Origin of the sequence: Hymenobacter roseosalivarius DSM 11622 (assembly GCF_900176135.1) — a bacterium.
Classification (GTDB): Bacteria; Bacteroidota; Bacteroidia; order Cytophagales; family Hymenobacteraceae; genus Hymenobacter; species Hymenobacter roseosalivarius.
In genome coordinates this window covers 1-11,397 of record NZ_FWWW01000011.1, presented here as the reverse complement: position 1 = coordinate 11,397, position 11,397 = coordinate 1, and the positions used below count along the sequence as shown (strand labels likewise).

19 protein-coding genes are annotated in these 11,397 nt (G+C 56.5%); 12 read left to right on the top strand and 7 right to left on the bottom strand.

Translation table 11 applies throughout. The annotated features are described in order from the left end of the window. Positions 1 to 100 precede the first annotated feature (100 nt). Positions 101 to 772, top strand: coding sequence for a recombinase family protein (locus B9A24_RS00600; protein WP_084443155.1), 672 nt, complete (start codon positions 101 to 103; stop codon positions 770 to 772). 105 nt (positions 773 to 877) lie between these two features. Continuing rightward, complete coding sequence (locus B9A24_RS22510) at positions 878 to 1,309, top strand: hypothetical protein (protein ID WP_084443153.1); 432 nt, start codon at positions 878 to 880, stop codon at positions 1,307 to 1,309. A 157-nt stretch (positions 1,310 to 1,466) separates the two neighbouring features. Here the strand turns inward: B9A24_RS22510 and B9A24_RS00590 are convergent, their stop codons facing one another. Next, a complete protein-coding gene (locus tag B9A24_RS00590; RefSeq protein WP_143434670.1) occupies positions 1,467 to 1,751 on the bottom strand; it encodes a hypothetical protein in 285 nt (94 codons plus the stop codon). 38 nt (positions 1,752 to 1,789) lie between these two features. Here B9A24_RS00590 and B9A24_RS00585 point away from each other — a divergent pair, with 38 nt between their 5' ends. Continuing rightward, on the top strand, positions 1,790 to 2,248 hold the full coding sequence (locus B9A24_RS00585) for a hypothetical protein (RefSeq protein WP_084443150.1): 459 nt from the start codon (positions 1,790 to 1,792) through the stop codon (positions 2,246 to 2,248). Between the two features lie 419 nt (positions 2,249 to 2,667). On the opposite strand, the gene B9A24_RS00580 is transcribed toward B9A24_RS00585, so the two are convergent. The 3 genes from B9A24_RS00580 to B9A24_RS00570 form a co-directional block, all read right to left on the bottom strand. Further along, on the bottom strand, positions 2,668 to 2,991 hold the full coding sequence (locus B9A24_RS00580) for a DUF6572 domain-containing protein (RefSeq protein WP_084443148.1): 324 nt from the start codon (positions 2,989 to 2,991) through the stop codon (positions 2,668 to 2,670). Positions 2,992 to 3,224: 233 nt separating this feature from the next. Next, on the bottom strand, positions 3,225 to 3,644 hold the full coding sequence (locus B9A24_RS00575) for a hypothetical protein (protein WP_084443146.1): 420 nt from the start codon (positions 3,642 to 3,644) through the stop codon (positions 3,225 to 3,227). An 8-nt stretch (positions 3,645 to 3,652) separates the two neighbouring features. Then, entirely contained in the window at positions 3,653 to 4,003 is a 351-nt protein-coding gene (locus B9A24_RS00570) for an immunity protein Imm33 domain-containing protein (protein WP_084443144.1), read from the bottom strand. A 242-nt stretch (positions 4,004 to 4,245) separates the two neighbouring features. Here B9A24_RS00570 and B9A24_RS00565 point away from each other — a divergent pair, with 242 nt between their 5' ends. The 3 genes from B9A24_RS00565 to B9A24_RS00555 all read left to right on the top strand — a co-directional run bounded on the left by B9A24_RS00565 (position 4,246) and on the right by B9A24_RS00555 (position 5,558). Further along, a complete protein-coding gene (locus B9A24_RS00565) occupies positions 4,246 to 4,431 on the top strand; it encodes a hypothetical protein (RefSeq protein WP_084443142.1) in 186 nt (61 codons plus the stop codon). A gap of 45 nt (positions 4,432 to 4,476) precedes the next feature. Further along, positions 4,477 to 4,812 carry a hypothetical protein gene (locus B9A24_RS00560; protein ID WP_084443139.1) on the top strand — a complete coding sequence of 112 codons (336 nt, stop codon included), beginning with the start codon at positions 4,477 to 4,479 and terminating at the stop codon, positions 4,810 to 4,812. Positions 4,813 to 4,976: 164 nt separating this feature from the next. Beyond that, positions 4,977 to 5,558: a hypothetical protein gene (locus B9A24_RS00555; protein ID WP_084443137.1), complete on the top strand. Its 582-nt coding sequence runs from the start codon at positions 4,977 to 4,979 to the stop codon at positions 5,556 to 5,558. A 93-nt stretch (positions 5,559 to 5,651) separates the two neighbouring features. Here B9A24_RS00555 and B9A24_RS00550 read toward each other — a convergent pair whose 3' ends face one another. Next, positions 5,652 to 6,149: a hypothetical protein gene (locus B9A24_RS00550; protein ID WP_084443135.1), complete on the bottom strand. Its 498-nt coding sequence runs from the start codon at positions 6,147 to 6,149 to the stop codon at positions 5,652 to 5,654. A gap of 689 nt (positions 6,150 to 6,838) precedes the next feature. Between B9A24_RS00550 and B9A24_RS00540 the strand changes: the two genes are divergently transcribed. The 3 genes from B9A24_RS00540 to B9A24_RS00530 all read left to right on the top strand — a co-directional run bounded on the left by B9A24_RS00540 (position 6,839) and on the right by B9A24_RS00530 (position 7,954). Beyond that, positions 6,839 to 7,294 carry a hypothetical protein gene (locus tag B9A24_RS00540; protein ID WP_084443131.1) on the top strand — a complete coding sequence of 152 codons (456 nt, stop codon included), beginning with the start codon at positions 6,839 to 6,841 and terminating at the stop codon, positions 7,292 to 7,294. A gap of 38 nt (positions 7,295 to 7,332) precedes the next feature. After that, complete coding sequence (locus B9A24_RS00535) at positions 7,333 to 7,653, top strand: hypothetical protein (protein ID WP_084443129.1); 321 nt, start codon at positions 7,333 to 7,335, stop codon at positions 7,651 to 7,653. Positions 7,654 to 7,741: 88 nt separating this feature from the next. After that, positions 7,742 to 7,954, top strand: coding sequence for a hypothetical protein (locus B9A24_RS00530; RefSeq protein WP_143434669.1), 213 nt, complete (start codon positions 7,742 to 7,744; stop codon positions 7,952 to 7,954). A gap of 132 nt (positions 7,955 to 8,086) precedes the next feature. Here B9A24_RS00530 and B9A24_RS00525 read toward each other — a convergent pair whose 3' ends face one another. Both B9A24_RS00525 and B9A24_RS00520 read right to left on the bottom strand, forming a co-directional pair. Next, entirely contained in the window at positions 8,087 to 8,476 is a 390-nt protein-coding gene (locus B9A24_RS00525; protein WP_084443125.1) for a hypothetical protein, read from the bottom strand. Positions 8,477 to 8,712: 236 nt separating this feature from the next. Continuing rightward, complete coding sequence (locus tag B9A24_RS00520; protein WP_084443123.1) at positions 8,713 to 9,162, bottom strand: hypothetical protein; 450 nt, start codon at positions 9,160 to 9,162, stop codon at positions 8,713 to 8,715. A gap of 90 nt (positions 9,163 to 9,252) precedes the next feature. Here B9A24_RS00520 and B9A24_RS00515 point away from each other — a divergent pair, with 90 nt between their 5' ends. From B9A24_RS00515 to B9A24_RS00505, 3 genes are all read left to right on the top strand, one after another. Then, complete coding sequence (locus B9A24_RS00515; RefSeq protein ID WP_084443121.1) at positions 9,253 to 9,663, top strand: hypothetical protein; 411 nt, start codon at positions 9,253 to 9,255, stop codon at positions 9,661 to 9,663. Positions 9,664 to 9,786: 123 nt separating this feature from the next. Then, positions 9,787 to 10,239: a hypothetical protein gene (locus B9A24_RS00510; protein WP_143434668.1), complete on the top strand. Its 453-nt coding sequence runs from the start codon at positions 9,787 to 9,789 to the stop codon at positions 10,237 to 10,239. A 603-nt stretch (positions 10,240 to 10,842) separates the two neighbouring features. Next, positions 10,843 to 11,397: FG-GAP repeat protein (locus B9A24_RS00505; RefSeq protein ID WP_200813835.1), on the top strand; the 555-nt coding region annotated here is incomplete at its 3' end.

The window sequence follows — 11,397 nt, the reverse complement described above, 5'->3', positions numbered from 1 at the left end:
GAATGTCTCTAGGCTACTTAGACTCCTCGTCAACGGACGTTTGTAAAAGGTCCAAGCTCCGTATCTTGACCCCGCATTCATCCCCTAACTGCTCCCGCTTATGCCCTCCGTGGCCTATTACCGTGTCAGCACCCTGCAGCAAGGCAAAAGCGGACTCGGGCTGGCGGCGCAGCAGCAGTTGGTGAAGGGCTTTGTCAAAGAGGACGCGGTGCTGGGGGAGTTTGTCGAAGTGGAGAGCGGCAAGACGGCGGCCCGGCCCCAGCTGCGGGCGGCCGTGCAGCTGGCCCAGCGCCGGGGGGCGGTGCTGGTCATTGCCAAGCTTGACCGCCTCTCGCGTAGTGTCGTGTTCATTGCCTCCCTGATGGAGTCGGGGGTGGAGTTTGTCGCGTGCGATCAGCCCCAGGCCAACAAATTCACGGTGCACATCTTTGCGGCCCTGGCCGAGCAGGAGCGCGACATGATCAGCGAGCGCACCCGCCGGGCTTTACAAGTGTTGAAGGCTCAGGGGAAACGACTAGGTACCCCCGCCAACCTAACGCTACCGGCGCAGGCGCAGGGCCTGGCGGTCCGGCAGCAGAATGCGCGCTCGTACGAGGCCAATCGCCAGGCCACGGCCCTGATCCTGGCGCGCCGGGCGCAAGGGCTGGGCTACAACCAGATTGCCCAGGAGTTGGAGGGTTTGGGCTTTCGCACCCGTCGTGGCTGCCGCTTCACCCATAAACAAGTCCAGCGCTTAGCCCAGCGGGCGGCCGGGCCAGTAGGCGCTTTATAAACTACTGGCCTTAGCGATTATGCATCTTCCACCGCGTACACTAGGCAAGGCATAACAGAAAGCAGTGCCCCTCCTGGTGTCAGCTGCTCCCGCTACTCATTTCCGATGTCTATTCGTTCATCCCTCTTCTTGGTAGCGTGGCTCGTTTCCACCCCCTGGTTAAGCTGGGGGCAACAAGTCGCTGCCTCTCGCTTACCCCCTAGCGTCGGCGACCTCGCCAACAAGACCTTTGCGATTGGAGAAGCAGCAGAGAGTAGTCCAGCCGGCAATGACGTGCAGCACTACTTTATCTTCCATCCAGATGGGCGCGCTACCTTTCGGGAAACCAGGGGCAATACGGTGGTGAAGGATAGTCCCCTGGGGTGGCAACTAGTCGGCGACTCGCTCTTTTTGCAGCCTGGTCCCGTTAGGATGCAAGTGGAGGGAAAGACCCAACCAATTGATCGCGAGCCGATCAAGCAGGCCATTCGCAAAGTCTCCGGGGGATATCTGCTGACGCAAAAACAGGAGCAGATGCTGTTACGGGAGGTAAAATAAACGGGGCCTGTGGGCCGCGTAGGGGAGGCACCGTGTCAGTCAGATCACTAAGGAGCGGCGCCCAGTCAAAGGCTTATCACCTCTTCTGATTGTTGGTTTGTAAAATGTGACAAGACTGCACGAACTACGGTTGTCGGAACCCCATTTGGCTAGAAACCTACTTGTTGTATCCTGCTAGCAGACCGGTAGAAGGCGCAATAGGCAGCCTAGCTTTGCGGCGAAGCTGGCCCCGCTCGGGCTGCAGCGCGGGGTGGAGGGGAGCCAGGCCCAGCACCAGGAGGTCAAGCGCTTCTACGGGCTGGTGAAGGAACTCAACCCGCAGCTGGAGCAGGAGGCGCAGCGCCAGGTGGCCCAGCAGCGCGTGCGCCAGGCTAGTCAGCAGCACAGCCGTAGCGGCGGAATAAGTAGGTGAAGGCCATGCCTTGTTTGATTCCCCTTTCACTGAACGAAAAATGTCTTCTTTTCTCGTTGCTTTGTCGGATGACTCCTGACCCACCCGTCGCTTATACCCTTAGCCTCATAGACGCCGCGTTGCGCACGGTGGGGCCGCACTGCTTGGCCGATGAGCACGTATTTGTCTTGGATAAAGAGCTCAGCGCACCATTTTACCACCGCTTCGTCTTGGCCAATCCCCGGCCTACCCAACTCATGGCGTGGTTTGAGGTGGTCACGTCCGGTATGAGTTTTTATCTGGACCGTAGCGCGGAAATTCCGGAGTGGTCCTACAACTGGATTCGGGATAACCCCAAGGCCTTTCAAGAGGAAATACGCTTGCTATTCTCGTCCCATATTTTGGTCGAGCACCAGGGCACCCGAACCGTATTACGCCTCTTTGGGAGCGAGGGCGTGCAATTGCGGCAGTACACTTTTACCCAAGGCTTGGTCCTCAACCTTTTTCGACAACGCTGCTTCAAGCTGTACCCGCCGCTGTTCTCTTAGACGCTCCTTGCGGTGAACAGCAGGAGCCAGTTCTACGCTAAGTAGCCAACAGGCCGTATGCCCTACAGGGATACGTTTTGTATATATTCAAACTTAGAGCCTAGTTTCCCAGCAAAGTACCATGCGGCAGTACCCCGCACAGGCAGCTCAAAACCACCACGATTCCCAGGCGGCGTGTATAACTCCGATTATGTCAAGCGATAAAACCTAGACGAACGCCAAGCTATTTTCACCTGCACATTGCCCCTAAAATCCTATTTGTCTATGTCCGTGAAAGCGTCTGGGTTCGAGTTTGCGAAACTCATCCCTAGGGGCCTTTTCGTAAACGTTGAAACGTAGACGAGTTTCTTAAACCCGCCTGACCCTGCCACGGCCTGCTGGTGCTGGATAGCTACTAAGAGTTTACCGAAAGGAGGAGTTTACTGGTCGCTCACTACCCTCCAGTGGAATCCAATGCCTGCGTCTGTAATGACTTTCATGGCCTGGGTTAGGAAATGTATAGCTTGCTCTGGCGGTTCGAACTGCAAAGCGACATTTATTACCAGCGGGTGCTCCTTTGCCGCGGGGTACTCTTCCAGTAACTGCTCACCCTCAAGGAACTCTAGGTACGTATTGATTTTGTCTTCTAGCAAGGACAGGTGTTCGTCCTCTTCCCAAGAAAGATGGTCCGAAATGGTCAGCACCAGTTCTCCTTCAGGGGAGATAGTTATAATATCAATTGTATCCGTTTGTTCAATACTCATTATGGCAAATTAGCGAGATATGTAGTTCAGAAAAAGGCTCTTTTAAACAGCCACCATCTCTCAAATAGGGTTTGAGTAGGGTCCGTTATCAGGCTTATTACTGTCCTAGAAGTTGAATTATGATAAGTAGCTCACCCTCGGGCAAGCCCGTGCTCCAAACTATGCAGGCGAAGGTTTGAATCTTATTTCATGCTATTCTAGTCAGGGTTCCTTTTACATGCCTCTTCGCCATGTTATCCTATCGCCAAGTTCTGCTTGGGCTTACTGATATAGCGGATGTTCCTGGTTTCACATTCATAATACACTAGATCCGCGTTACCGAAGACTAGAATCGTCCCCATACCCTGTCCCACAGTCGCTCGTAGGGCTTCGCTGATGGCGAGGGTCTGGGTATCAAGGCGGGCATTTTCGCTGATCACATAACAGGTGCTGTCAGCTATGCCGTGTAGCTGCAGCGCTTGTCGAATCACCTCTTCCTCAATTCCCATGACTTTGTCAAAGGCTCCCTCTTGGAGGAAGCCCACGCGCGATAGGTCCGCAATAAACTTGGGCCGGTTCTTCGAGGAAGTAACGAACTGAATATACCGGGCCTGCTTGCTCTTGTTAATAAAGCGTTGGATAACCTTAATTTCTAGATCAAGATTCTGTCCCATAAGGAGGGTTACGTCAAAACACCAAGGCTGTCGTCGAACCATACATCCACATAGTCCTCTTCGGGGTCGAGGATAAAACGCCAGCCCGGTCCTAGGCCTAAATACGGCTGCACCTGCGGGGCCCATGCGGTTAGGTGCGCCAGGTGGACCGGTTGAAAAAAGTCATCCGCGAGCGAGAACTCCCCGGCCCAAATGTACCAGCCCGTGGTATCTGCTTCTGGCGCATACCGGACTCCATGGATCGGGCGCACGCCTTCCGCAACGCTTCTCGAGAGGCCAACTTTCAGCTGTTCGTTACTGGGCACGTACGCCGCTCCATATTGCTGACAGAGGGCGATTTGGGCGGTAACAGTATTCATGAGGCCAGTCGGAAGGGGAATTAGGTGTGAGCTTGCTTTTCTGCAAGACGCTGAAAGTAGACAAAAAGCAGAAAAAGGCACTCTGCCAGCATGGCGGGTTTCTTTATTTCGCCCCTTAACATAACAGGGGGTATCCGACTAGTCTCGGACCTTTAGGCTTGCCACAGTAGCGACCTTTTTGCTCGTTCTGCCACCGACCGCCCCCCTCTCTCATTCGGCTGCATACACCCTAGCTTGCCAGGATGATGGAGCAATTCGTGGCGCTGTATCCCACGGGCCAGATACGGTATAGCCAAACGACCTTTCTCGAGCTCACGACCGCCGTCGAGGTTCACCGCATCGACTTTCACGGCAAAGTGGAGGCGCGCTTGAAGCGCGGGACCGGGGGCGCGCTGGCGCATTACACCGAGCATCCGGCCTTTCAGTAGTACAATGGACAACTGACGGAAGTCACCTTCCAGGCGCCCAGCAGGGTGGTTCCGCCCGCCTTTTATGCGGCCGATACCGCGTGTATCACGCGCCTGCCCCAGGGCTGGGGGCCGTATGCCCCCGCCTGGAGTGGGCTGGGTTCCCGGCAAGCGTGGCTCCAGGAAGTGTTGCCCAAAGGCCAGCGCTTTTCCTTTTACCTGCCCGAGGTGATGGCCCAGGAGATCACGCGCTTAAATGCGCACTACGGCATTGCGGCCGTCCCGACGCCCATCCAGGAGCAGAATCGGCTGAACGACACCTATTGTAAGCCCCCCCGTTCCGCCGCCCTTTCAGGCCTTCTTTATTGGGGACAACTACGTCATCGCCCGCGAGTTCTATAGCCGTACGCTGCGGTAAGACCGGCGATGAAGCCCCGGTAAGCAGCGCAGCGACAGGTGAGGATGGCCAGTGACTTTTTACGCTTGGGCACCGGGGACACGGTAAATCCCTCCTCATTTTCCCGTATTTTCGGCCTCCAACCACGCTTTACTCTGGTTTTGCTCTCATGGATACTTGGCCCGTCCTCGTTGCCCTCGTTGTCGCCCTTGGTGGCGGGATCTATTTTCTCGCCCAACCCCTCCCCCTGGATTACAAGAACGGCGAATACCGGCGTCATCTAACCCCGGCAGAAGAAGCGGCCCTGCTGCGGGGCGAGGTGGTGGAGAAAACGCACAAGGCCTATCAGTCCATTTGGCACACTTACTATGATCAGGGTCCCTTGCGGGTGGCGCGCTCGGCGACGGGCAAGCTTGCCTTCACCCCGCATGGCCACTGGCAGCGTTTAACCAAGACGGGCCGGGTGGAAGCGGACTTCTACCAGCAGGCGATCTATCCGGAGGCGGCCTGGCGGCAGTATTTGGCTAACGGCCAACCGAATTTTACGATGTACACGATCCCCACCCTGCTGGCCGGGGACTCGGTGGTGGAGAACCGCTTCGTGCAGTTTAAGGCCACGGCTGCCGGCGATACGGCCTATGTGCAGCATTGGTTTACCAAAGGCACTAAGGAAGTCCGGCCGGCGTACTTTTCCTTTGATTGGCGCGGGGAAAAACCAGTTCCCCCGGGCTGGAAACCGACGAAACAGTAAGTCGCCCCCTTGATCCTCTCACTGCGACGAGTCACGACCTGCTCCTTCCGCAACCCGTTCTAGCTCCCCGGGCAGCGGTGCTGTAAAGGCCGACTAGTGCCGTTTGTAAGCCAGTGAACCCGCCGGGTAGCAGCTCGCCATGCGCCACATCTCGGCCCAGGCACTCGCGATCGGCATTTTGGCAGTCCCGCGGCACTCCACGGGGAAACGACTACTAGCCGAAATGACTTGGCCGATGGCTCGCTCCTCGATGATGGCCCCCGCCCCCTGGGGTCTGATCGTGAACTGCAGCGACGCCTTCACGCCCCGATGGTAGGCCGTCCGATGGTAATGAGTGGTAATGAGGCCGTGCGCTTGATCCGTCTTTTCTAGCTGGTACCCCTGCGCCCGCAGCAGCTGGGCCAGTTTCAGGTAAGCGGTGCGGGCACTGTCGCTGGTATGCACCACAATCACATTGGCGAGCGGAAAGGGCGTGGATGCCTCCTGCCCGGCTGGTGGAGCCACCTCCAGGGGCGCGGGGGGCCTAGAAAGGCTTTGGGTACGGGCCGAGAAGGCCGGCAGGAGTAGGACAGCCAGGAGCAGCTTTTTCATGCGGGCAAGCTACGAAAGATGCGTTGCCTAGGTACTCGGTACAGAAAGGGAGGAGTAGTCAAAAGCTCCTTTTGGGGAACGGCAGAAAGCAGCCGGTACCGGGTGGTCGGCTGGCCCCGGTCGCGCGGGGCGAGTGGACGAAACCCATCTACGATTCCGCGTGGACGAAAGGCCCCACCGGGATGCGTTTCGTCCACGCCCCACCAGGCGCTTTCACGGGCATTGACAACCAGGATTATAGGGGCAGTGAGACAGTGAGGTGGTTTAGCTAAGCTGGCCACAAGTGGGACGTGGTTTGAAGCTGAATTTCAAAGTGGTTTGGGGCAAGATATTCCAAGGCCGAATGTCGTCGTTCGGCCTTATAATGTAGCACCTTGGGCACTCAGCTGCACCTTACTAGTCCGCCTCTTTAGGGCGTTGTTAAACCAATAGGGGAAAACCTCCAACTCAGCCGCACCGCTCTCTAATTTTTATGCGTATTTTTCTGATTGCCAATATATTGCATAAAATATGGGTGAAAGGGGTTGCGTGTACTACAGGGGAAGCAGCAGGAGCAGATAGCGGAACATTTTCATAAAAAATACATAAATAAGTTTCCTATAGCCAATTCCATCTACCAAGAGGCTACCTCGTAGCCCTAGGCCCACTCATGTGGCCGCTAGGTAGCGTTTATCAGTGATCAGTTATCTATGTGCTTTATCACCTTACTACTCCTGAGCTTATCCTGGCTGGTTGCCCCCGAACACAGCGTCGCGCAAGCTCGTTTGTACATCGACCTGCAAGTGGGGGCGAACCATACCTTCGCCGAAGGGGCCTACTTTGGGAAAGGCTCCCATCCCTTCAAGGCCTACAGCCGCGTCAGCTTCGCCGAGCAAGCGGTCGTGATGCCGCGCGTGCAGCTCACGGATAAATTCAGCCTCTCGGTGGGCTACAGCGGCAGCAATTTGGGCTGGGCCTACAGTCTACAGGTGCCCCGGGCATACACCCACAATCCCTTTGAAGGCGAGTGGCTCGGCGCGGGGGCGGGGCTGTATATGCACCAGCTGCCGCTGCTCCTGCGCCGGAGGATTGGCCAGTACAATATGCGGGAAATAGATACCGTGCGCCACGTGTACCTGGCCAGCTTCAAGCTGGATCTAATCTAGTAGCCGGCGGCGGGCTGAACCGCCTGGGAAATAATTGCTTGGCTTGTGGGGGGCTGGGAGCGGGGGGCGGCCTATACGATACCATTGTATTCCGGGAATCGATCTGGGTGCGGCGCAAGTGGGGCGGCTTTCTGGTAGGCGGGGTCACGGCCCGTTTTTACCGGTTGGGCAAAGAGCGGCTGAATCTAAGCCTTTACTACACCCAGGGCCTGACGGATATGCTGCTGGTACCGGTGGAGTACCGCTATAACGCCCAGCGCGGCGCTACTACGCTGCACGTGCGCGGCTCGGGCCTGAGCGCCACGCTGGGCATCCCCATCCGTCTTAAAACCTTTGGCAACGCCCCACCGGGTGGGTAGCCGCCGCCGCTCTACTGCCCACTAGGAGGTTGTCTAGGTATGGTGGACAGAAGAACACCTATTGGGCGACCGGCAGAAGATGCGCGATATGCAAACCAGCTTTGCGGCCCAGCTGGCCCCGCTCGGACTGCAGCGCGGGGTAGAGGGCAGCCAGGCCCAGCACCAGGAGGTCAAGCGCTTCTACGGGCTGGCGAAGGAACTCAACCCGCAGTTGGAGCAGGAGGCCCAGCGCCAGGTGGCCCAGCAGCGCGTACGCCAGGCCGAACAGCAGCATAGCCGCGGCGGTGGAGTAGGTATGTAAAGACCTTGCTTAAACCACTGTTTTGTTAAACCATTAATCGGGATTTGCCTGCTCAGTGCCTGGTTGTTCTCCCCTACGGGGGGCCTATAATTTCCGGTCGCAGAAGAATCACCAAGCCGCTTTTCAGCGGCTTCAGGGCCAATTTATGTAGTCGGCAATAGTCCCAATCGCCACCAAGCAGACGACCCAAATGCTGGCCACGCCTAGTGTCGCAGCCGCCCGCCCCCTGTATTGGATTTGCCGGCGGCTGTAGCAACGGGCCACCAACGCTTGGGCGGCCCGCAGGTGGCCAAACTGCCAGCGTTTCAACCCGTACCAAGCCAGCCCGACAATTCCCACAAGGGGTATGTAGAGCGCGGCCTCGGGTAACAGGGCGTAGAGCACCCACAGCAAGGGAAAGTACAGGCAGAGAAAGCCGGAAACCAGGGTAACGCTGACCAGCCGGTAAGCCCCCTGCAGGGGACTGCGCGAGTCGACGACCACGCCCCCGCAATAGGCAAACCTGAACAATCGCTGGGTCATGCGGGGGTGGGTGATGCGCCAGGGGCCGCGACAGACTGACTGTTCGAGGCTACATGTTCCGAAAAATAAGAAGAGAACATCATTTACACCCCAGTGAAGGCTTAACCCTCCTTTCGGTGAACAGAGCCCGTTTAAGGCACCACCGTTAGAATAAACGGAAGTTCTTACGACCCTGCCATGAGTCCGTGCTGCCCCTGCGTCTCCTTTACTGCGCCCGATGTGCCATCGCCATTCGGCTATCGGGAAAACGTGTACGTCTTGGTGATGGTGCTGCTGGCGTCGGATTCGACGTTCTTAAACACCAAGCGGCGGCTCGTTAGGGCCTCTACCGCGTGCGTAAGGGAGCCGCTGGCATACGTGGTGATCAACACGTTATTGGTGAATTGATACGTGCCGATTTGAATGCCGCTGGGGCTAAGAATGTTGGGGGGCATTTCGGAGGTCAGCTTTCCGGCGGGCCCAAACGTCAGCTTGAATCCGGCGGGCGTTTGCGTCGTGACGTCGGTATCGGGGGTGCTGCCCGCGTAGTCCACCTGGGTGCGAGTGCTCGTGCCCGTCCACGTGCCCACAATGGACGCAGCGGGGACCGGGACCGGCGCGGGAAGGGCCGGGCCAGGGTCTTTTTCTTTCTGGCCGCAGCCGGCCAGGCTCCCCACCAACGCCATCGAAACTATCAGTTTGTTCATCCCGGCAATTTACGCTGAATCTAACCTCTCTACTCTTCGGACCGTTTTGTTGAATCATAATTAGAGGGTATAGACTGGTAGTTTTGGACTATGAATATCATCAAACAGCGGTATTACGACAGGCTGGCTTCTAACTTAATCTTTCTGAGTTTGGCCATCTGGAACGGAATAAACGTGTTTTCAAGCGGGGGGTACTTCCAAAGTCCTGCTCACCGACAGCCAACGATAATAGCTGCTGCTCTGGCTGTGCTCGGCACAATGGCCCTACTAGCAGTGGGTATCAGGAAAGGTAAATTCTGGGCAAAGCTCCTGTTTGTTATTGTTTTTATAAATGGAGCCTTCTCGATGGCTAAATACTTGCTCAGGAGAGATGGGTGGGACGTAATACAGGTAACGCACACCCTGCTCACTTATGGCCTTCAAGTAGTTGCCGTATTTTGCTGCTTCCTGTACATGTTCACCAAGGACAACGGCAAACCAGAAAAATCCTCCTTCCCCTGAACGGAGCGCGTTTAAGGCACCACCGTTTGGCTGAACTAGTACGACTTTCAAAATCTGTTAAGTTGCTCACGATTTCCTGCCCGAGGGTATCATGCGTCTATGGCAAAGCTCCGGTTACGTTCTGTGCATACGTTTTGGGGAGTGTTAGTGAGCTTGTGCGGCGCCACAACGCCCAGTTACGCACAAGTAGATACGCTGCCTGCCGAAGGGAAGATAGTTGACTATTTCGAGCCGCTGGCCTTTACGCTGGCGCGTAAAAAGCCCCAGGCCAGCTTGCCAGCGGCCTTGCATGGCAAAGGCATCACCGGCTTTGCGGCCGTGGAAGTCGCCATCACCCCCGATGGGGCCCACCGCTTGGTCCGGGTGCTCAAGCTGAAAGTGACGGAGCCCGGCCAGGCCACCTTGTCGGTTGATTTGCTCGACTACCAAGCAAAGGCGGTTCCCTACACGGTGCAGTCTTTGCCCTATTACCCCATGCTAGTCGAGTACGTGCAACACGACGTGTCGTTTCGCCCCACCCACCAGGGACCCGTTCGCCCCATCACTTACATGTCATTCCTCATTCGTTTTAAATAGCCCGCCAAAAGTCCAGCCGGATGCTAGTACCCTCCTTTCAGTGAACGGCAGGAATCAGCCTATACCTGGTGGCCAACTGGCCACTGTGGCACAGGGTGAGTGTACGAAACCCGTCTACCATTCAACGTTTACGAAATGGCCCGCGGGGATGAGTTTCGTAAACGCCCAAAATGGAGCCTGATTCCCCGCCAAAGTACCACGTCCAGGTGGTAGGGGCGGTGGGGCAAAAACCGCCCTTATTCCGAGGTGGGGGGGATAACTCGCATTACGTTAACTAGCATTTTGTGAAAATCATCTTGCCATTTTCCTAACGCCATCTATTGGGTGACGCCCGCTCTTGTTAATACTCAGGGCAAATACAATAGACGGCTTCCTAGGGTCCAGCTATGCTAGATTCCCTCGTCTGGACACCCTAACTAAGTAAGCGTAAAGGATCCTGTGGAAACTAAATCTAAATCCTATACTCTGCTTACCCTAAATAATTAGAAATATACCACTTCTAATAATTTCCTTTGTAACGAAATAGGTCAGCGGTAACGGCTACTGCTGACAACTACTCCATAACATACTTATTCGCTTAGTCTCTTTTAATACTTCTGTCGCTTGTCAAAATCATACAATATTACAGCAGCTCTGTGCCGGCAGCTGCTACTGCTTACGTGCTGGTTGATTGCCCGTGTGAGCTGGGCCCAGTCTACCGCTCCTTGTGGTGACTTGGTTACCCTTGACGCTCCGATTCCAGTAGCTACGGCCAACATGGGAACGGCCACCAGCGTGAGCGCCCGCTTTGCTATCGCGTCCACTAATAGTCTGGGGCAGGCCCCGGGGGCCGCGCACATTTACGAGTACACCGGCGGCGGGTGGGTCTATCGCCAGACCCTATCCCCGAGCGGGCTGCTGCCCGGGGATATGTTTGGCGGTAGTCTGTATATCGATGATTCCACCGCCCTGGTGGGCGCTTATGGCCACGTGCGCCCGGATGCCCCTAGCTCCGCCGCAGGGGCGGTTTATGTTTTCACCCGGGTGGGCTCTCGTTGGACCCAAACGGGCCTGATACACAACCCCTCCAAAGTGCTGGGCAGTTTCGGCTGGACCCTGGATAAGAGCGGGCGCACCCTCGTCGTCGGCTACAACTCTGGGCTGAGCAATGGGGAAGTC